General features: G+C 39.5%; 25 protein-coding genes, 3 tRNA genes and 1 riboswitch. Of the genes, 12 read left to right on the top strand and 16 right to left on the bottom strand.

The features are described from left to right. Positions 1–58: 58 nt before the first annotated feature. Genes rluB through C502_RS0105720 form a run of 3 tightly spaced genes read right to left on the bottom strand, consistent with a single transcriptional unit; the run spans position 59 to position 2,438 of the window. Complete coding sequence (gene rluB / locus C502_RS0105730) at positions 59–1,006, bottom strand: 23S rRNA pseudouridine(2605) synthase RluB (RefSeq protein ID WP_018677875.1); 948 nt, start codon at positions 1,004–1,006, stop codon at positions 59–61. Between the two features lie 41 nt (positions 1,007–1,047). Further along, positions 1,048–1,647: an SMC-Scp complex subunit ScpB gene (gene scpB / locus C502_RS0105725; protein WP_018677874.1), complete on the bottom strand. Its 600-nt coding sequence runs from the start codon at positions 1,645–1,647 to the stop codon at positions 1,048–1,050. Next, the gene (locus C502_RS0105720) at positions 1,644–2,438 is read right to left on the bottom strand and encodes a segregation and condensation protein A (protein ID WP_018677873.1); all 795 of its coding nucleotides are present in this window, start codon (positions 2,436–2,438) and stop codon (positions 1,644–1,646) included. Before C502_RS0105720 ends, scpB begins: the two co-directional genes overlap by 4 nt. A 249-nt stretch (positions 2,439–2,687) precedes the next feature. Between C502_RS0105720 and C502_RS0105710 the strand changes: the two genes are divergently transcribed. Then, on the top strand, positions 2,688–3,407 hold the full coding sequence (locus tag C502_RS0105710) for a GNAT family N-acetyltransferase (RefSeq protein ID WP_018677871.1): 720 nt from the start codon (positions 2,688–2,690) through the stop codon (positions 3,405–3,407). A gap of 10 nt (positions 3,408–3,417) precedes the next feature. On the opposite strand, the gene C502_RS0105705 is transcribed toward C502_RS0105710, so the two are convergent. Both C502_RS0105705 and C502_RS0105700 read right to left on the bottom strand, forming a co-directional pair. Further along, the gene (locus tag C502_RS0105705) at positions 3,418–4,035 is read right to left on the bottom strand and encodes an L-threonylcarbamoyladenylate synthase (RefSeq protein ID WP_018677870.1); all 618 of its coding nucleotides are present in this window, start codon (positions 4,033–4,035) and stop codon (positions 3,418–3,420) included. An 88-nt stretch (positions 4,036–4,123) separates the two neighbouring features. Next, the gene (locus C502_RS0105700; RefSeq protein ID WP_018677869.1) at positions 4,124–4,786 is read right to left on the bottom strand and encodes an elongation factor P hydroxylase; all 663 of its coding nucleotides are present in this window, start codon (positions 4,784–4,786) and stop codon (positions 4,124–4,126) included. Positions 4,787–4,881: 95 nt separating this feature from the next. On the opposite strand from C502_RS0105700, the gene C502_RS0105695 reads away from it, so the two are divergent. The 6 genes from C502_RS0105695 (at position 4,882) to acpP (C502_RS0105670) (ending at position 8,368) form a co-directional block, all read left to right on the top strand. Next, complete coding sequence (locus C502_RS0105695; RefSeq protein WP_005158415.1) at positions 4,882–5,442, top strand: YceD family protein; 561 nt, start codon at positions 4,882–4,884, stop codon at positions 5,440–5,442. Positions 5,443–5,516: 74 nt separating this feature from the next. Further along, entirely contained in the window at positions 5,517–5,702 is a 186-nt protein-coding gene (rpmF, locus tag C502_RS0105690) for a 50S ribosomal protein L32 (protein WP_004638135.1), read from the top strand. Positions 5,703–5,899: 197 nt separating this feature from the next. Further along, entirely contained in the window at positions 5,900–6,886 is a 987-nt protein-coding gene (gene fabD, locus C502_RS0105685) for an ACP S-malonyltransferase (protein ID WP_005158395.1), read from the top strand. Then, the gene (gene fabG, locus C502_RS0105680; protein WP_005158393.1) at positions 6,883–7,617 is read left to right on the top strand and encodes a 3-oxoacyl-ACP reductase FabG; all 735 of its coding nucleotides are present in this window, start codon (positions 6,883–6,885) and stop codon (positions 7,615–7,617) included. The genes fabD and fabG overlap by 4 nt, the downstream gene beginning before the upstream one ends. An 86-nt stretch (positions 7,618–7,703) precedes the next feature. Continuing rightward, positions 7,704–7,940, top strand: coding sequence for an acyl carrier protein (gene acpP, locus C502_RS0105675; protein ID WP_005158388.1), 237 nt, complete (start codon positions 7,704–7,706; stop codon positions 7,938–7,940). 185 nt (positions 7,941–8,125) lie between these two features. Further along, a complete protein-coding gene (gene acpP / locus C502_RS0105670) occupies positions 8,126–8,368 on the top strand; it encodes an acyl carrier protein (RefSeq protein ID WP_005158385.1) in 243 nt (80 codons plus the stop codon). Between the two features lie 162 nt (positions 8,369–8,530). Here acpP (C502_RS0105670) and C502_RS0105665 read toward each other — a convergent pair whose 3' ends face one another. Then, positions 8,531–9,079, bottom strand: coding sequence for a TetR/AcrR family transcriptional regulator (locus C502_RS0105665; protein WP_005158381.1), 549 nt, complete (start codon positions 9,077–9,079; stop codon positions 8,531–8,533). A 76-nt stretch (positions 9,080–9,155) separates the two neighbouring features. Between C502_RS0105665 and C502_RS0105660 the strand changes: the two genes are divergently transcribed. Together C502_RS0105660 and C502_RS0105655 are read left to right on the top strand one after the other, a co-directional pair. Beyond that, a complete protein-coding gene (locus tag C502_RS0105660) occupies positions 9,156–9,752 on the top strand; it encodes a glutathione S-transferase family protein (RefSeq protein WP_005158378.1) in 597 nt (198 codons plus the stop codon). Positions 9,753–9,762: 10 nt separating this feature from the next. Next, complete coding sequence (locus tag C502_RS0105655; RefSeq protein WP_026315751.1) at positions 9,763–10,455, top strand: SDR family oxidoreductase; 693 nt, start codon at positions 9,763–9,765, stop codon at positions 10,453–10,455. 57 nt (positions 10,456–10,512) lie between these two features. Here the strand turns inward: C502_RS0105655 and C502_RS0105650 are convergent, their stop codons facing one another. Continuing rightward, entirely contained in the window at positions 10,513–11,280 is a 768-nt protein-coding gene (locus C502_RS0105650) for a hydroxymethylpyrimidine/phosphomethylpyrimidine kinase (protein WP_026315750.1), read from the bottom strand. A 93-nt stretch (positions 11,281–11,373) separates the two neighbouring features. Here C502_RS0105650 and C502_RS0105645 point away from each other — a divergent pair, with 93 nt between their 5' ends. Continuing rightward, positions 11,374–12,048 carry an HAD-IA family hydrolase gene (locus C502_RS0105645; RefSeq protein WP_018677868.1) on the top strand — a complete coding sequence of 225 codons (675 nt, stop codon included), beginning with the start codon at positions 11,374–11,376 and terminating at the stop codon, positions 12,046–12,048. 50 nt (positions 12,049–12,098) lie between these two features. Here the strand turns inward: C502_RS0105645 and ribB are convergent, their stop codons facing one another. After that, the gene (gene ribB, locus C502_RS0105640) at positions 12,099–12,758 is read right to left on the bottom strand and encodes a 3,4-dihydroxy-2-butanone-4-phosphate synthase (RefSeq protein WP_018677867.1); all 660 of its coding nucleotides are present in this window, start codon (positions 12,756–12,758) and stop codon (positions 12,099–12,101) included. A 94-nt stretch (positions 12,759–12,852) separates the two neighbouring features. Then, a riboswitch (FMN riboswitch) is annotated at positions 12,853–13,010 on the bottom strand. Between the two features lie 182 nt (positions 13,011–13,192). Between ribB and C502_RS19460 the strand changes: the two genes are divergently transcribed. Next, on the top strand, positions 13,193–13,411 hold the full coding sequence (locus C502_RS19460; RefSeq protein WP_018677866.1) for a hypothetical protein: 219 nt from the start codon (positions 13,193–13,195) through the stop codon (positions 13,409–13,411). 16 nt (positions 13,412–13,427) lie between these two features. Continuing rightward, on the top strand, positions 13,428–14,603 hold the full coding sequence (locus tag C502_RS0105630) for a hypothetical protein (protein ID WP_018677865.1): 1,176 nt from the start codon (positions 13,428–13,430) through the stop codon (positions 14,601–14,603). Positions 14,604–14,618: 15 nt separating this feature from the next. Here the strand turns inward: C502_RS0105630 and C502_RS0105625 are convergent, their stop codons facing one another. From C502_RS0105625 to C502_RS0105585, 8 genes are all read right to left on the bottom strand, one after another. Then, positions 14,619–16,409 (bottom strand): patatin-like phospholipase family protein, encoded by a 1,791-nt coding sequence (locus tag C502_RS0105625; RefSeq protein WP_018677864.1) that lies wholly within the window; start codon positions 16,407–16,409, stop codon positions 14,619–14,621. 174 nt (positions 16,410–16,583) lie between these two features. Further along, positions 16,584–16,964: an aspartate 1-decarboxylase gene (panD, locus tag C502_RS0105620; RefSeq protein ID WP_004655255.1), complete on the bottom strand. Its 381-nt coding sequence runs from the start codon at positions 16,962–16,964 to the stop codon at positions 16,584–16,586. Between the two features lie 146 nt (positions 16,965–17,110). Then, the gene (pth, locus tag C502_RS0105610) at positions 17,111–17,692 is read right to left on the bottom strand and encodes an aminoacyl-tRNA hydrolase (RefSeq protein ID WP_018677863.1); all 582 of its coding nucleotides are present in this window, start codon (positions 17,690–17,692) and stop codon (positions 17,111–17,113) included. Between the two features lie 19 nt (positions 17,693–17,711). Further along, complete coding sequence (rplY, locus tag C502_RS0105605) at positions 17,712–18,008, bottom strand: 50S ribosomal protein L25 (protein ID WP_018677862.1); 297 nt, start codon at positions 18,006–18,008, stop codon at positions 17,712–17,714. 98 nt (positions 18,009–18,106) lie between these two features. Then, complete coding sequence (locus tag C502_RS0105600) at positions 18,107–19,060, bottom strand: ribose-phosphate pyrophosphokinase (protein WP_018677861.1); 954 nt, start codon at positions 19,058–19,060, stop codon at positions 18,107–18,109. 100 nt (positions 19,061–19,160) lie between these two features. After that, positions 19,161–19,235 (bottom strand) — tRNA-Gln (locus C502_RS0105595). Between the two features lie 18 nt (positions 19,236–19,253). After that, positions 19,254–19,328: transfer RNA gene (locus C502_RS0105590), tRNA-Gln, on the bottom strand. Positions 19,329–19,357: 29 nt separating this feature from the next. Beyond that, positions 19,358–19,432 (bottom strand) — tRNA-Gln (locus C502_RS0105585). Position 19,433: the final 1 nt, after the last annotated feature.

The following is a 19,433-nucleotide window of genomic DNA, read 5'->3' as shown; positions in this document are numbered from 1 at the left end:
TTTAAGTGCAATAAAAAACGCTCAAATTTGAGCGTTTTTTATATTTTTGTGCAAATAATTAAGGTTTTTTGAAGCCTTTATTAAAACCAATCGTTTTACGTCCATTACTATTGTTGTTAGCATTGCTATTTGAACGTTGTTGCGGTTGATCTTGTTCATCATCACGACGTTGTTGACGTAAATACCCACCACGACGTGAAGCTAATGGTTTCTCAGCCATCTTTTCAGTACGGCGTTTTGCCATACCAAATAAGCCTGTGCCTTGACGTGGTTTCAATTCAACAGATTTTGCTAAATTGTCGATATCGGTTTTATCCAATTCCATCCAACGACCCGTGCGTAGCTCACGTGGCAAAATGATCGTGCCATAGCGAGTACGTAATAAACGGCTGACTTTTAAACTTTGTGATTCAAAGATACGACGTACTTCACGGTTACGACCTTCTTTTACCACGACTTGATACCAGCGGTTGATACCATCGCCACCGATTTCAGAGAATGATTCAAATTTCGCAGGACCATCTTCAAGTTCTACACCTTTCAGCATGGTATTACGAATTTGAGGAGTCACTTCACCCATCACACGGACTGCGTATTCACGCTCAACTTCGTTTGAAGGGTGCATTAAGCGATTAGCAAGCTCACCATCATTGGTGAATAACAATAAACCAGTACTGTTAATATCTAGACGACCCACCATGACCCAACGATCATTGGCAATTTGCGGTAAATGATCAAATACGGTTGGACGTTTCTCAGGATCATTGCGTGAGCAAATTTCACCTTCTGGTTTATAGTAAATGAGAACGCGGCGGCGAATTTCATCTTCAACTTGAAACTGAACTTTACGGCCATCGATACGTAGTTCATCAGTAGGTTCAATACGTTCACCTACTTGAGCAATTTTTCCATTGATACTGACGCGACCAGCAGCAATGACTTCCTCCATATAGCGACGTGAGCCTAGCCCCACTCTCGCTAATACCTTTTGTAATTTCTCACTCATGACAGCACAACCTTAGACATAATGATCAACAGTTCACCTTCTCAAGACTTCGGCGCATGTGCGTCGAGTGTCATGAATGCTTCCTTGGCGTTCTGTAGGGGAGGCAATTGACCTAGCGAAGCTAAACCAAATGCATTTAAAAATTGGGGCGTTGTTACTAACAACGCAGGTCTTCCAGGCAAATCTCTAAAACCAGATTCTTTGATCCAGTTCCAGTCAAATAGATTTCTTAAAATTTGGCTATTATTCGATACACCACGAATCTGCTCAATATCAGCACGCGTTACTGGCTGATGATATGCAATTACTGCGACTGTTTCGAGTAATGAGGGTGATAATTTTGTTGGGCGTTCGGGCCAAACTTGGGCAATAATATTTCGATACTTGGCTCGTACTTGAAAACGAAAGCCTTGTGCCGTTTCAATCAACTCAATCGAGCGCCCATGTTGTAGCACAGCAAGTTGTTGCAAGAACTGACGTAACTGCTGCTTATTATATTGGTTTTGAAATGCTTCTTTTAGCCTTGCAAGTGAAACTGGTGAGTCACTAGCGAACAAAATTGCTTCAATTTGTAATAAAACATCATGATGAATGTCTTCGAGTGACATTCCTTCATTGGGATCAAATGAATCTAGGCTCATGCAGCAATACCTTGAACTGTCAATGGAGCTTCAATTCCAGAATGAATAATTTGAATTTTCTGTTGACGGGTTAACTCAAGCACAGCCATAAACGTCACCACCATGCCCATGCGACCTTGTTGTGGATTGAGCAAGTGAATAAAACTCAATGCCTGACCTGACGCGAGCTGACTTTGAATAAAAGCGATGCGTTCTTCGAGCAACACAGGTTCTTGAGCCACTACATGGGTAATAGGTTCAGGACGATTAAATATGCAGAATAACGCATCACGTAAAGCATCAACATCATAACCTTCATAGATTGGTGCAATATGCCCAATACTGACATTGGTACTAAAAGTATCTCTTTCAAAGATTGGCATTTGCCCTAATCTTTCTGCTGCTTGTTTAATGCGTAAATAAGTCTCGAGACGATCAATCAATGCTTGTTTTGGATCTTTTTCAAATTGATCCACAACTTTTGGCTTGGGTAGAAGTAAGCGTGATTTTAAGTCAGCAAGTAATGCAGCCATTACCATATAATCCGCTGTTAACTCAATATTGAGTGATTTCATACTATCCATGTAGGATAAATATTGGGTCGCAATCGGTGAAATATCTAACTGTAAAAGATCAAAGCCATTTTTTTGAATCAGATAAATCAGAAAGTCTAACGGACCTTCAAACTGTTCCAGTAAAATTTCAAATGCAGCAGGTGGTATATATAAATCTTCAGGTATGACTTCTTGCCACTCGTCAAGCACACGAATGGAGGGAAGTAATTCCAATGGAGAAGGAAGAATTTGATTCATATACCGTTATAAGCCACGCGAATTTTCAAAAGCATGAAAAGATGATTTTTTTGTGTTCAAGGGATGACACATACTACAAAGAGCAGCGCTATTCTAATCGAAATCGATACTTTAATAAATTACTCACTTACAAAAACCTTAAAGTTGTCAGGGTATTTTTCATATTTATGCAATTTGATGTAGGTTATATAAAAACTTTATGCTTAAATTATCATCTAAACGCTTATTTTTCCTACATTATAAATTATTATGAAAAATTATTTAAAAACACAACAGAATGAATTCGGTCAAAATGTTGGCTTTTCACTCAAGCATAATTTATCAATTCAACCCATTTCAGGAGAGCTGAAAGGGCAATATATCAACTTAATTGATGTTGCTGAGGGTCTGTCTGAGCAAGCAGCAAGCTTAATTTGGAATTGTGTCGTCACTGAACCTAGTGAAGAATGTTGGACGTATTTGCCTTATTCTGCACCGCAAAGCCAAATTGCATTAAAAAATAATTTACAAAATCTATTTGGTTTTAAAGACTCGACCCATTTTTTGATTGAAGTTGATGGAGAGGCTCAAGGTTGGATTGCACTCTTAAATCCGAGACTTGGGCATGCTGCGATAGAAATCGGTAATGTTTACTTTTCCCATAAAATGAAAAAATCTAAAGCTTCAACTGAGGTGATCTTTTTACTATTACAACAATGTTTTGCCAATGGTTTTAGACGAGTTGAATGGAAGTGTGATGACTGTAATGCACCTTCTAAAGCCGCAGCATTACGCTTTGGTTTTCAATATGAAGGTTTATTTCGTCAAGATCGGATCATAAAAGGACGAAATCGAAATACGGCATGGTTTTCAATCATTGATGAGGAGTGGTCTAATTTAGATCAAGCCTATCAGCAATGGCTCAGTCCTGAGAATTTTGATGCGCAGGGTTTTCAGAAACAACGTCTTTCAGAATTTTTTATCGACTAAAGATCAGTGCTTACTCAAAAGCACTGACATCACCGACACCGCGACGGACAACGACAGGATTTTCTCCTGATAAATCTACAATACTCGTGGTCGATAAAGTGCCAAAACCACTATCAATAAACACATCAATTCGTTTGGCGAGTTGATTTTCAATATCGTATGGATCATCAAGCGGATCTTTTTGATCAGGCAAAATCAATGTACTGGTTAATAATGGTTCGCCTAGTTCTTTTAACAAAGCTTGAGCAACTGGATTACTTGGAATACGGAGACCAATGGTTTTTTTCTTAGGGTGCATTAAACGTTTAGGTACTTCGCTAGTCGCAGCTAAAATAAAGGTGGTGACAGCAGGGGTATTGGCTTTTAACAAGCGATACATGGCGTTATCGACCTTGGCATAAGTGGCAATGTCAGATAAATCACAACACATAATGGCATATTGATGCTTTGCCCCTAAATTACGGATTTGCGCAATCCGTTCCATCGCGCTTTTATTTCCGATTTGACAGCCAATTGCATACGCTGCGTCTGTTGGGTAAACCACAACATCACCTGAACGAATACGTTCAACTGCTTGAGTGATTAAACGAGCCTGTGGATTTTCAGGATGAATATGTAAATGCAACATTATGATAACTCCCTGATCTATATGGCTGAATTTAGTATGAAATGTGTTGTATAACTGATGCAAGTCTCTGATGTGTTAATTTTGTCATTTAATCAAGATATTCACGTTTAAATTCATCAAGTTGTAACGGTGTACGATTGCGTGTACAAAGACAGATGCAATAAATGAAATGGGCTGCATCATGGGGTAGCTTGGCTTCACCAGAAAAATAACGTTGTACTTGTGTAAAAACATCATCTTTAAAATGTTGTCCACTGCCGCCATCACCTGTCAAATTATCTAAAGATACACGGAATTTTCGACCAAAGGCAGTCGCAAATAACCATTCAATCGCTTGAGGTTTAATCTCAACTTGTTCAAAAAGTGCCTGTTGTTCCGTACTGCGACCATCTGGGGCATACCAATAACCAAGGTCAGGAAGCAGGCGACGTTGTGCACCAGCAATACTCCAATGGCTTATTTCATGCAAGGCACTATTAAAAAAACCATGGGCAAATTGGATCCTTGCAGCTTGTTCAAAAGTCGCTGGGAAATATTCTGGTTCAAAATCACCTTTAACAAGTGTGACATTATGGTGGGAAAACCAGTGATTAAAGTGTAAAATAAGCCAATCAACCTGTTCTGGTTCTGTTGTTAACTTTTGCCAAGATGAACGTTGCACTTGATTTGGCGCTAAGGCAGAGACAGGAGTTGAATAAGGGCTAACAAGTAATGAAGTTGTTACTTCAAGTTGCGGCTGCAACAGATGCATTGCTGTGTTACCACGAGTTCTGTCTAAAGAAGTGCAAAATTGTATCTTAATCTTTGACAGAGTACCGATGAATTTGTAGAATTGCCGCCTTAATTATGTCAGCAAATACTTTTCCAAGCCAAATCGAGCCATTTAAATGGGCTGAACAGGGCTTTACATGGTCAGGAACACTGCCATTGTCTCGCTTTGCTCGTATTGCTCGAGAAGCTGTTGGTTCAATTGATGATCAATTGATCAACATAGACTGTAAGCTATCAATGGATATCTATCATCGTATTGTATGGTTAGATGGACATACTGAAGCAAAAGTTCCAATGGTGTGCCAACGTTGTTTGGGACCTGTTGAAATTGAATTGGTTTCAGACTTTCATTTAGCTTTAATTGATGATGAGTCACTGATAGAGCGATTGGATGAGGATGCTGATTTCATCGTTTTAGGTGAAAGTGAATCTTCGAAGAAAGGTGATTTTGATGCACCTGCATTAGTTGATTTACTCGCATTACTAGAAGATGAACTGTTATTGTTGATGCCTTTATCTCCTAAGCATGATGCTTGTGAGCATAAGCACCAACCTACCATTCAGGACGTTGTCGAAGAGAAACGGGATAATCCGTTTGATGTTTTGGCAAGTTTGAAGGGTAAACTTAACTCATAATTTGTGTTATAATGTTGAGTTAAGACAACTGAATTTGTTCTGATCCATTTTTTCGATCTTTGTAAGGAGCCATCATGGCCGTTCAGCAAAACCGTAAAAGTCGCTCTCGCCGTGACATGCGCCGTTCACATGACGCTTTAACCGAGAATGCATTATCTGTAGACCAAACTACGGGTGAAACTCATCGTCGTCACCACGTGACTAAAGATGGTATTTACCGTGGTCGTCAATTATTCGCTAAAGCAGCTGATGCTGAATAATTGAGTTATATGCATTAAGCGTTAGCTTAAAGTATAGAAAAAATGGGAGCGAAAGCTCCCTTTTTTGTTGTTTTTCGCAATTAAAAAACGAATTAATAAATGGTAAATTGCCGCATCGGAAAAGAGTCTGTTGTCATTCTCATGTAAAATCATGGGTGTTGATGAAATTGGCGATAGACCATTTTAAGGATTTTTATATGTCGACTAAACGACTTGAGCAGGCTGCTCAAGCAACAAAAACAGTATTTGTTTTTCCTGGTCAGGGTTCACAAAAAGTAGGCATGTTGGCTGAACTTGCAGAGCAGTTTAGTGTCGTTCAAGATACATTTGCAGAAGCATCTTCAGCGTTTGGCTTCGATCTTTGGCATATTGCCCAAAGTGGTGAAGGTTTAGATCAAACTGAGAATACGCAACCTGTATTACTGACTGCGAGCATTGCATTATGGCGTGTTTGGTTAGAACTCGGTGGTATTGCTCCCAAATACTTGGCTGGGCACTCTTTAGGAGAATACAGCGCGCTTGTTGCAGCAGAAGCAATGACTTTAGCCGATGCGGTTAAATTGGTACATGTACGTGGAAAATTGATGCAGAGCGCTGTTCCTCAAGGTGAAGGTGCAATGGCTGCAATTCTTGGCTTGGCAGATGAGAAAGTCATTGAGCTTTGTAAGAATGCATCTGCTACGGGTCAAGGTTCAGTTGACGCTGCAAATTACAATGCACAGGGTCAGGTTGTTATTGCGGGCAGTGCTGCTCTAGTTCAGCAAGTCATGGCTGAAGCCAAAGAACAATCAGGTAAAGCGATTGCATTGCCTGTTTCTGTACCGTCACATTGTACTTTAATGAAACCAGCCGCAGAAAAGTTTGCTGAAGCTTTGGAACAAACTGCCATTGAGCTACCACGCCTTCCTGTAATACAAAATGTCAACGCGGAAATTGCGACAGATGTTGCTCAGTTACGTCAGGCATTAACGGCTCAGTTATACCAGTCAGTTCAATGGACACGTACCATGCAGTATCTACAAGATCAAGGTATCCAGTACGTGGTTGAATGTGGACCAGGTACAGTACTCAGCAATCTTGCCAAGCGATTACCGAACATAGAAAAAGCATTTGCGATTGATAGCAAAGCACGTATGGAAGATGCCCTAAACGCAGTGTTAGTGGCAGAAGGAAAAATTGCATGACACAACAACGAAAAGTTGCGTTAGTGACAGGAGCAAGCCGAGGTATTGGCGCAGCAATTGCACAGCAACTCATTCAAGACGGTTTTTTTGTAGTTGGTACCGCGACTTCTGAATCAGGCGCGCAAAAACTCACAGAAAGTTTTGCTGAACATGGAGCAGGTGCTGTACTCGATGTTCGTGATGGCACAGCGATTGATGCACTGGTTTCAGACATTGAACAAAAATATGGTTCAGTGTTGGTATTGGTCAACAATGCAGGCATTACCAAAGATAATTTGCTACTTCGTATGTCTGAAGATGATTGGGATGACATTCTCAATATTCACCTGAAAGCTGTTTATCGCTTGTCTAAGCGTGTGCTTAAAGGTATGACGAAAGCACGTTTTGGTCGCATTATTAATATTAGTTCAGTGGTTGCACATTTTGCTAACCCTGGACAAGCCAACTACTCGGCAGCAAAAGCAGGGATTGAAGCATTCGGTCGTAGCTTAGCCAAAGAGATGGGTAGTCGTCAGATTACAGTGAACAGTGTTGCACCTGGTTTCATTGCCACTGAAATGACTGATCAGTTAAGCGAAGATGTTCGTAAAAAAATGAGTGATCAAGTAGCTTTAAATCGTCTAGGTGAACCTCAAGATATTGCGAATGCAGTGAGTTTCCTTGCTGGCGATAAGGCTAGTTACATTACTGGTACAGTTTTACACGTAAATGGTGGTTTATACATGGCCTAAGTGGCGATGTATAAACTTTTAAAAAATTTTATATTCAATTAAACTAGTGGCAAATTAAAACGCCACAAGCAATGAGGAGAATTCCTGTGAGCGATATCGAACAACGTATCAAACATGCAGTAGCTGAACAATTAGGTATTCGTGCTGAAGAGATTAAAAACGAAGCATCTTTCATGGATGATTTGGGTGCTGACTCTTTAGATCTAGTTGAATTAGTTATGTCTTTTGAAAATGATTTTGATATCACCATCCCTGATGAAGATTCAAATGAAATCACGACTGTTCAATCTGCAATTGATTATGTAAGTAAAAAACTTGGCTAATCATTTTGTATGACCAAAAGCCACCGCAAGGTGGCTTTTTTATATGCTCAACTTTCGCTTGAGAGGATTTATACATATTTTTACAAGAAAAAGTAAACTCTGAATATGAAAAGAGTTTATTTAGGCGTATAAAATTTATGCTATTTAAAATAATTTATGGAACCATAACAACAAAAGGGAATTTTATGAATATAGCAAAACGTGTTAAAGAGATCATTATTGAGCAACTTCGTGTAGATGAAGACACGGTTTTGCCTAATGCATCTTTTACAGATGATTTAGGCGCTGACTCATTAGCTGTAGTTGAGCTTATTATGGCTTTGGAAGGAGAATTTGGTATTCAAATTCCATATGAAGAGGCAGAGAAAATTATCACAGTTCGATCTGCAATTGATTATATGGCGAATATTGTGGGAGAAGATGCGTAAATTGCATAATGCTTTGAGCTGATCGAAAGCAGCATGGAGTCGTTTTTGTGGTTCTCTATGAAGAATTAACTTAAAAATATACATAGATTTACAAGACGTATTTAAGATGATAATTGCGTCAAGTCAAGCAAGAAGGCGCACTATGCGCCTTTTTTATAGAATTCAAATATTACTTAATAATTGTTTAGGTAGTTTATCCATCAATTGTAAAAAAGGTGTTGGGCTTTGTAATGCTCTAGATAAGATTAAAGCCCCTTGAATGCGTATCACGGTATCTTGTGCCCGTTCTAAAGCTTGATCCTCTGTCATTCCTGCATCTTGTAAAACGAGTGCAATGTTTTCAATCAATCTTAAAAAGACAGGTTGGATTTGAGGTAAGAAGATTTGGTGAGCTTCACTCAAGGTCAAAACTGCCAAAATACATGCCACATGACCATTTTCATACACCTGCTTCAATGAATTTGTTAAAGCTTCTAAACGTTCAATGGGTAGGGTACTGCTTTGTAGATGAATAAAAATATTGTCTTCGCGCCATTGTTCTAAATAGCTCAAAACTTCTTGTGCCATTTGTTGTTTTCCATTTGGAAAATGATGGTACAAACTGGCTTTACCTAAACCTGTACGTTCTGAGATTTTAGATAAAGATGCACCTTCATAGCCATATTCTCTAAAAATACTTAACAAAGATCGAATCAATGTTGGTTTATCCATAAAAAATTACTCAGATTACTTGTTTTTGTACCGATCGTTCGGTACAGTGAAACTATAACCACAAAAGAAGATGACAATGAAACTTTATAATACTGTAATCTCAGGAAATTGTTACAAAATCAGATTATTACTTTCATTTTTGAATTTGGACTATGAACAAATCTCCGTAAATTTACTTCATCAAGAACAAAAAACGGCAGAGTTTCTAAAGCTCAATCCTTTAGGGCAGATTCCTGTTTTAGAGGATCAGGGGAGATATATCCATGATTCACAGGCAATTTTATGCTATCTAGCCAAAACATATGATGCTCATCAGCTTTGGTTTCCACAAGAAACAATCACAATGACACGTATTTTAGAGTGGCTGTTTTTTGCCAATCAAAGAATTGCTTCTAGTTTATCGGCAGCTCGGGCATTTTATTTGATCAAGAAACCGAACATTGATATCGAGCATGCCACTGTGATGTCACATGCATCATTAGCAGTGGTGAATCAACATTTAAAAACAAGACATTGGTTGGTTGGTGAATCAGCTACGATTGCAGACATTGCCTGTTATCCCTACATCGCTTTAGCGCATCAAGGAAACATTGAATTAGACCCATATCCAGATGTCCAAGCTTGGCTAGCACGTTTCCAACAATTACCGCATTTTATTGAATTAGAGGAATAATAAGTTGATGATGAAAAAAATGGTTATCACTGGAGCAAGTCAAGGGATTGGGCAAGCAATTGCCCAGAAATTCTTAGATCAGCATTATGAGGTGCATAATATTTCTCGCCATGTACCACAATATACCCATGCTCATTTACATCATTGGCAAGCGGATATGTTGCAATATAAGCAACTTAAAAGTGTTATGGAGCAGATCGGACGATTTGATATTCTGATTAATAATGCAGGTTATATGAATACACTTACAGCAAGTTCATATACGTGGGATGAATTGTATAACATTATGAATGTGAATTTGATTCATACCATGCAATTGAGTATAGATGTGGCTGAGAATGTGTTTAAAACACAGCAATCTGGGCGAATCATTAGTATTGCATCAATTGCAGGGCAAATTGGGCATCCTGATATTTGGTATGGAATTTCAAAAGCAGGGTTGATAAATGGGATGCGTAGTTTAGCTCGAAGTCATGCCCAGTATCATATTCAAACCTTTAGCATCGCACCTGGTCCTGTTGAAACTCAGATGATGCAAAAGATTCCGATTGAGAGACAGAAACGTTTAAAAGAAGCCACTTTGAATCAGCAATTTTGCCAAGCACAAGAAATTGCAGATATGGCATTTTGGTTAGCAGATGCTGCCCCCACTTGTTTAAGTGGTGAAGTTTTTGATTTGAATAATGGTGTGAACTATCGTTAGTGTAGCTTGAGCAAATGAATAGAAATCTGCATATTTCTATTCATTTCCACTAAAGTATTAAAAGCGTTTTGGAACCTTTTGCCCATTGGGTACAGGTGTCTCAGCCTGTTTTAATACGCCAAATAACCATGTTTCAGCATGTTGAACGGCAATTTTGAGTGAATCACCCTGAGCTAATCGCCCCGCAGTAAAACTTGCCAAAGAACAGCCAGAGCCATGATATTGCCCCTCTAGGCGTGGGCAACGGCTTTCCGCAATCATTTTGCCATCAGCATAAAGGACATTGCGAATATGATCAGGTGTATCTTCATGTCCACCTTTCACTAGTACAGCTTTTGCGCCCATTTCAAATAATTTTTGAGTGGCTTGCTCAATATCATCAATACCTGTTAAGGCTCTTAATTCAACGGTATTGGGGGTGATCACGGTTGCCAATGGAATTAATTCAACAAATGCTTTGACTAAAGTGGCTTGGTCACCCAATGAACCCCCGCTATTTGCCACTAAAACTGGATCAAGCACATATAGATAATCTGGATACCCACGTAAAAACTCAGCTAAGGCTGCGATATTATCTGTCGTGCCTAACATGCCAGATTTCACACATTTAATCGGTAAATCACCCACCACCGCATTGGCTTGAGCAAGTAGTAACTCTTTTGATGTTGCTTCGAAACCAAAGACTTGTTGCGAGTTTTGAATGGTTAAAGCAGTACAAGCAATTGCTGCATGTGCGCCACTTTGCCCAATTGCTTCAATATCTGCTTGTAAGCCAGCACCGCCCGATGGATCTAAACCTGAAAAACATAGTACGGTAGGACGCACAGCCATTTCCTTTTATTCTCTCATTTAGGCTAGTATATGGGAGTTTCGAGAAACTCTCGACTATGTTATGTAAGGCTTTAAGAGATTGAACGAATGACGATCAAAAATATTCTGATTGATTTAGATGGGACTTTAACTGACCCCAAAGCGGGTATTCATCGCTCAATTCGTTATGCTTTAGAAAAACTGGGCCACCCTTTAGCGGATGAAGTCGATTTAGATTGGACGATTGGACCTCCGTTGAAAGCTTCATTTGCAAAGTTATTAAATACTCAGGATGATGATTTTGCTGAACAAGCGTTACTTGCTTATCGCGAGCGTTTTTCAGTGACAGGTTTATTTGAAAACGAGGTCTATGCAACAGTGGTAGAAACGTTGCAACAGTTACAAGTACAAGGTTATCGGTTATTTTTAGCGACGGCGAAGCCAACAGTTTATGCGAAACGTATCCTTGCTCATTTTGGGTTGGATCAATATTTTACTGAAATGTATGGCAGTGAATTAACAGGTGAACGTACCAATAAAATAGATCTAATTGCATATATTCTTGAAAAAGAGCAATTGGATGCGCAGCAGTGCATTATGGTGGGAGATCGTCAATATGATGTGATTGGTGCACGTGCCCACGGTATTGAAACCATTGCTGTAAATTATGGTTATGGTACAGCAGAAGAACTCGCTCAGGCACAACCGATTGCCCAAATTTCACAATTTAGCCAATTGATCAGCAAGGTTGATGAACTTAATGTGGAACGAAAAGTTTCATAACCATTGAAGTGATGGAAAGCCTCGATGATTCGAGGCTTTTTATTCTTTGATTAGAGATTATGCTTCAAGCGATATTGAACTAATTCGTCAATACTAATGAGTGTTAAACCATGTGTTTGAGCATAAGCCAAAACTTGAATACCTGATGCCATAGAACCATCAGGATTAGTCAATTCACATAATACACCTGATGGTTTTAAGCCAGCCAAGCGAGCTAAATCAATGGTTCCTTCGGTATGTCCACGGCGAGTTAATACACCGCCATCACGTGCGCGTAATGGAAATACATGACCTGGGCGACTGAGGTCACTTGCAATAGCACCATCTTTAGTGGCAGCTAAAATTGTTGTTACGCGATCTTTAGCAGAAACACCTGTCGTAACGCCTTGAGCTGCTTCGATCGTTACCGTGAATGCTGTTTTAAATTGGCTAGAATTGTCGACCACCATTGGTGGGAGTTCTAGATGATCTGCCAATTCTTCTGTTAGGCATAAGCACACAATACCAGAACCATCACGAATCATTCGTGCCATGGTTTCGACAGTGAGTGTTTCAGCAGCAATAATTAAGTCGGCTTCATTTTCGCGGTCAAAATCATCCATTACCAATACTGGTTTGCCTTGGCGGATGTCTTCTAAAGCTTGTTGAATACGTTGTTCAGCAGGAGAAAGGGCTGAAAAAAAAAGTTCGGGTTGAATTAAACTTGACATAATGAAACGCTCTCGTAAATAGGATACGGTTGAACATTTCAGGACTGATGTAAAAATAAGCGCGCACCAAAACGAACCAAAGTTGTTCTGGTGATTTCGTCTTCTTTCATCCGGACTATACCGTCGGCTTTGGTCTCTCACCAAATCTGCGAGTATATAAATATATATACAGGCTCGTGGGCTGATTAGGTCGGTGATGATCAAAGCCTAACTTACCACCGGTGGGGAATTTCACCCCGCCCTGAAGCGATGTGTCTTAATTATATTCATATTTTTTGTGAAAAATATAGTTTTTATAGAATGAATCGTTCTATACAAATCTAGAAATAAGCAGAGAGCTTGTTCAATCTTTTTTATTCATTGGCGAAACTAGTAATGAATGCCAATTAAGCATAAACTCAAATGATAAAACAACAATAAAATGGGTCAGCTAAATGGATCAATTACACCAATCAGAGTTAGAGAAGCTGGCACAACAACTGCATCGGCCTGTGATGAGTCTTAAGGATTTTAGTTATATTTCTGAGCAGGATATGAACTGGCTTAATCAACAATTGCAACAGACTGTTCAATCGGAAAATCAAAAAATTAATAAAAGTTTATTTCAGATGCCATTTTTTTTACGGTTTCTTTTTAAAAATAAAAAAATCTAAAAATAAGGGAACTGTCATGACTCGACTTGCTGTTCATGCTGAAATTATAAAACTTACTCAGATTCTAAATGTTTCAGAGCAGCAATTGGCTTTTTTACTTCCTTTAGCACCAGAAAACTTGAGACAATTTCGTTTTGCAATTATTGAGTTGCTACAAAGCCAACAAAAAACACGTTTTCGTTATTTAGCTGGGTGGGTGAATTGGCTGCCGAGTAGGTTGACGGTGTTGATGGTAAAGCATTTTTTTGATCCCTTTATCGTCGCTCAAATCGCAGTACATTTATCAACAGAGAACCTTTATCGAATTGCGAAACATTTACCAGCGAATACACTGGCTTCGATTTCAGTTTACTTAGACCCTAGATTGGCAAGAGAATTATTGGCTTATCTAACTACACATCAAATTATTGATATTGCTAAAGTTCTTTTAGAACAAGAAAATTTTGTTACCATGGGGCGGTTTGTTGGAATGCTATCTGATGAGGTTGTACAAGACGTTGCTCAAATGATTGATAAGGAAAGCGATTTATTGGAAATCGCTTTTTATATCGAATCAAGAGAACGCATTGATCATTTGGTACATGTTTTGCCTAAAGAACGTATTAAAAAGACATTATTGATTATAGGTGATCAAACACAGCGTTTAGTGTGGCCTAAGTTATTGGCATTAATGAGTCATATTGGTTATGAGCTAAAGCAGGAATTGGGTGATCTAGCCGTACAGCAAGGTGAAACTGTAATAAATGCAATTATTCGGGCAGCGCAAGAAGATCAACTTTGGGAAGATATGCTACCAGTTGTTGCCTGTTTATCTGAACAAGCCCAATACTATGTTGCAAATTTACCTGCTTTGCGACAGGTTGAAATCATCAAAAGTATTGTTGAAGCAGCGGACGAATGTGATTTATGGACAGATATGTTGGTTGTTGTTAATTATATGCAAAATGAAGCGAGACAAGTGGTTGCAACTGCAATTGCTCAAATTGACGTAAAGGTTTTACATCATATTGCTTATGCTTCCTTATTGCGCTCCCAATGGGAAGTAACTTTTGATATTGTACGCCGTATGCCATTAGAGCAACAGCAGCAATGTCAGCAAATTCTCCATACTTATATGCAACAACTTGATGTCGAAACGTATCAATATTTAGATGGTTTAATTGACCGTTATCAAATTGATACTTTGATATAAAATTTAATCTAAAGTCTAAGCGATGGGGAGGGTATCTCGAATCGGAACTAATGTGGCAAGAGCATGTTCGTAGCCGATTTCAACCAATTCATCTAGTCGATGCCAATCAAACATTCCAATCCCATTAATTGGCATACGAATATGTAGATTCGCACGTTCAATAGCGGCAGTTTGGATCATGGTGTCACTTGCAAGTGTCGCAGTCCGCATTAAAATTTCTGCAAGGCGTGGTGCATGAAGGAGTTTATCTTTGATTAGTTTGTTCCAATTCAATAGGGCACTTTGATCGGGTTGATCCAAACCAATACCAGGAACCCGAATATCATCATGTAAACTGACATTGCTAGCTATAATTGTGCCTCTTTCTAAATTTTGCATCACATCTGTTGGAAGATTATTGATGACACCACCATCACATAATAAGTTTTCACGCCATGCTACAGGTGGTGCAACACCAGGAACACTCATACTGGTTCCAACCCATGTTGCCAATTCACCTTGATCATGAATCACAGCTTCGCCAGTCGTGAGATTGGTTGAAATACAGTAAAAGGTTCTTTTTAATTCTTCTATACGTTGATGACCGAATATCGCTTGTAGGCGAGAATGGAAACGCTGTCCACGAATTAAAGATACTCTAGGCATGGTGTAATCATTCAAATAGTTTCGTGCCACAAAAGTCTCATAAGCGATATGTGTCATCTCAATACTATCAAAACCACATGCAACTAAAGCAGCGACAAATGCGCCCATACTAGTTCCACCCACTATATCAATTGGGATATGCAATTGCTCAAGCGCACGAATTAACCCAATATGAGCAAAGCCACGTGCACCACCTCCACCAAGAACTAAACCGACCCCTTGACTTGAAATCTGTCGAGCAATTGCACAGATGTCAGTTTGCGCCCAAGGATGAATAAAATAATGAGCTCTTGCATGATAGAGCTGTTTCCAAATAAGCGTATGAGGAGATGGATCACCCTCTGAGCGCAGTAGAACTAATTCAATCTGGCTTTGCCAATCATGTTGATTTAAGACATCTACCAATTTGGTATGAGTAGGTGTTTGATTGGCTTCAGCTAATATCAATACACGATCGGCTTGGCGTAAGCAGCGTTTTGACCACTGATCATCATTTTGGTGTGCTGCATATAGGACGTAGCAATGTTTTTCTTCTAAACTAGCTAACCATTGTCTCAATTTTAAATCATCATCACCATAATCGAGCGGTGTTTGGCTAAACCCAATTCCAAATAGAGCATCGACATGAGCAGCTGTGACTAAACGTACATGTGGCCAACGCTGTAAGTGCTCAGTAAGTTTTTCTGCTAAATGGATTGCTGGAATTTGAGAAGAAACAGGAATAATTGACAAGGTTCTATTATGGCTCATGGGATGTGCATGTTGTAAATCAGGTTGTGTGCGAGCAATAATTAATTGGGATAAAGCAAATAGCGTATTAATTTGGTGGTAAAGGAAATCTATAAATTGTTGTCGTGGAATAGATAATAGTGTCGTATCCCTCATGGCTTTGACTGAACCATGATGTGGTTGATTGGAAATTATACCTATTTCACCAAGAACTTCATAACGACCTAAATAGGTAGATAAATTTGAAACTGTATTTAACCTGATACGACCATAAACGATGATATAAAGGTGAGTGGCAGGATCATTGGTTTGGTAGAGTTGTTGCCCTGCTTGTAAATATGTAATTGAACAGTGCTGAGCAAGCATAACTAAGCTTAGTTCATCTAAGTGGGAAAAAACTGTGACTTTACTAAGTATTGTTACAATATCCATATTATTAATTTTCTTTATTTTCTATTTATTTAATAAAGTGTCGTACTGTTTTACAAGTCAGGTTCAGTAAAATAAAAGCTTATTTTTAAGTGTTTTTGTATTTCAGTTTTCTCTTTTTAAATTCTAATAAAAAAGCCAGTTCATATTGACTGGCTTTTAGGAATTTTTTACTGCTTATGCAATTTGTACAGGAATACAGTTTGCTGTGTGATTGACTGTATTGTCTGGATTTGCATAAACCAAACGAGGTTTGTGAAGGTTTGCTTCTACTTCAGTGAAATCACCAAAAGTTGCAATAATCACTAAATCACCGACATCAGCTTGGTGTGCTGCGCCGCCATTCACTGAAATAATACCTGAGTCATCTTCACCACGAATTGCATAAGTTGTGAAGCGTTTGCCGTTCGTTACGTTCCATACGTGGATTTCTTCGTATTCACGAATCCCTGCTAAGTCCATTAATACACCATCAATTGCACAAGAACCTTCATAATGAAGTTCTGCATGAGTGACAACTGCGCGGTGAATTTTACATTTTAATAAACGAGATAGCATGGCTAGCGTCTCCTGAGTAAGACCTAAGATGAATATCTTATTGGTTGACTTGTCACGTTTCCCGCTGGCGATAGGCGGTTTGATGCGCATTTTGCGCTTAAAAATGCAATATGGCAAGCGTGATTGATCAACAATTCAGTTTAAATTTAAGCGGGTTTGTATGCATTAATTTGATTCATTGCCTGTGAGACTTGTCCATCGACGAGCATTTTCACTTTGGATAAGGCATGATCAATGGCTGCATCCATTAAAGCTTGTTCACTGCTAGGAGCTTTGCCAAGCACATGACCAGAAACACGTTCTTTAGAACCAGGATGTCCAATTCCGATGCGCAAGCGATGGAAATTAGCACCAATATGCGGAACGATATCACGAAGACCATTATGTCCACCGTGTCCACCACCTGATTTTAAACGAATAACACCAGGGTCCATATCGAGTTCATCATGAGCAACGAGAATTGCTTCAGGAACAACTTGATAAAATTTAGCAAATGGTACGACACTTTGACCAGAACGGTTCATAAAAGTGGTAGGTAAGAGTAAACGTACATCATGGCCTTCAATTTGACCACGACCACTGTATCCATGAAATTTTGGATCAGCTTTTAAGGAAATACCATAACGATCAGCAAGCTGTTCAACAAACCAAAAGCCTGCATTATGGCGGGTTTGGGCATATTCCTTTCCAGGATTACCCAAACCAACAATTAGCGAAATATCTGACACTAATTTATGCCTTTAACACTTATGCGCGTTTGAAGTCAGCGTGCATAGGTGTGTTTTTAGCTGGGTGACGTTGTAACGCTTGGATTTTAACATTTTCAACTTTGTCACCGATTTGGATTTCGATCACTTCTTCGAAGAAAGCGTTATTTTCTAAAGCTTTAACGATTTGACGAAGTTCTAAAGTAATTGTTACAGGCTCAGCGCTACCACCATAGATGATTGCTGGAATTTGTGCTGCGTGACGAAGGCGGCGGCTCGCACCTTTCCCTTGTAGAGCAGCTTCACGTGCTTGAGCATTTAATACGAAGTTTGCCATGGGCATATCCTCATTGAGATTTAAGAGACTAAACTTGCGACCAGTTTAGTGATAGAAAAACCCTAGCAGAAGCTAGGGTTTAAGAAAAAGCTGGGCTATTATAGATAACTATCAAACATTGCGCTAATAGATTCTTCGTTATTGATACGACGAATTGTTTCAGCAACCATGCTCGCAACAGAAACTTGGCGAATTTTACCTAAGTTTAAGGCTTCATCTGAAAGAGGAATCGTGTCGGTAACAACAAGTTCATCAATGACAGAATTTCGAAGGTTATCAAGTGCTTTACCCGATAAAACAGGATGCGTTGCATAAGCAATGACACGACGAGCACCAAATTGTTTCAATGCATCAGCAGCTTTACATAGCGTACCTGCCGTATCAACCATGTCATCGACAATGACACAATCACGATCTTTTACATCACCAATCAAATGCATCACTTGTGATTCATTTGCTTTTTGGCGACGTTTATCAATAATCGCTAAATCGATATCACCCAATTGTTTTGCAACAGCACGTGCACGAACAACACCGCCAACGTCAGGTGAAACCACCATAAGATTGTCATGTTGTTGTTGACGTAGGTCTGCCAATAACGCAGGCGTACCATAGATGTTGTCAACGGGAATATCGAAGAAACCTTGAATTTGGTCTGCATGTAAGTCAATCATGACGACGCGATCAATACCAACAGTTGTCAGCATATCTGCAACAACTTTCGCAGTAATCGGTACACGAGCTGAACGTGGACGACGATCTTGGCGTGCATAGCCGAAATACGGAATGACTGCGGTGATACGACCAGCACTTGCACGACGCAATGCATCAGCCATAACCAAGATTTCCATCAGGTTATCATTGGTTGGCGCACAAGTAGATTGAACGATAAAAACGTCTTTACCACGAACATTTTCAGTAATTTCAACTGAAATTTCACCATCAGAAAACTTGCTTACAGAAGCAGCACCGAGTGGAATATGTAAATGGCTTACGACTTTTTGGGCGAAATGCGGATGAGCACTTCCACTGAAAACGACAAGATTGGGCATGAAGCACCTGAGCGAGGGTTAAGCGAAGCAATACTTCGACCGAGCGCAAGGGAAAAATTTTTAATTTTTCCAACGGGTAATTTGGAAACAATCTATTATATGGCAGGGGCGGCTGGATTCGAACCAACGGATGCCGAGATCAAAACCCGGTGCCTTACCACTTGGCGACGCCCCTAAATTTGATAATATGTAATGGCAGGGGCGGCTGGATTCGAACCAACGGATGCCGAGATCAAAACCCGGTGCCTTACCACTTGGCGACGCCCCTATATATTACATATATCTACAGATGAAAATTGGCAGGGGCGGCTGGATTCGAACCAACGGATGCCGAGATCAAAACCCGGTGCCTTACCACTTGGCGACGCCCCTA

This window comes from Acinetobacter tjernbergiae DSM 14971 = CIP 107465 (assembly GCF_000374425.1).
GTDB lineage: Bacteria > Pseudomonadota > Gammaproteobacteria > Pseudomonadales > Moraxellaceae > Acinetobacter > Acinetobacter tjernbergiae.
The sequence above is the reverse complement of the archived record's forward strand: the minus strand, read 5'-3'. Positions and strand labels throughout refer to the sequence as shown.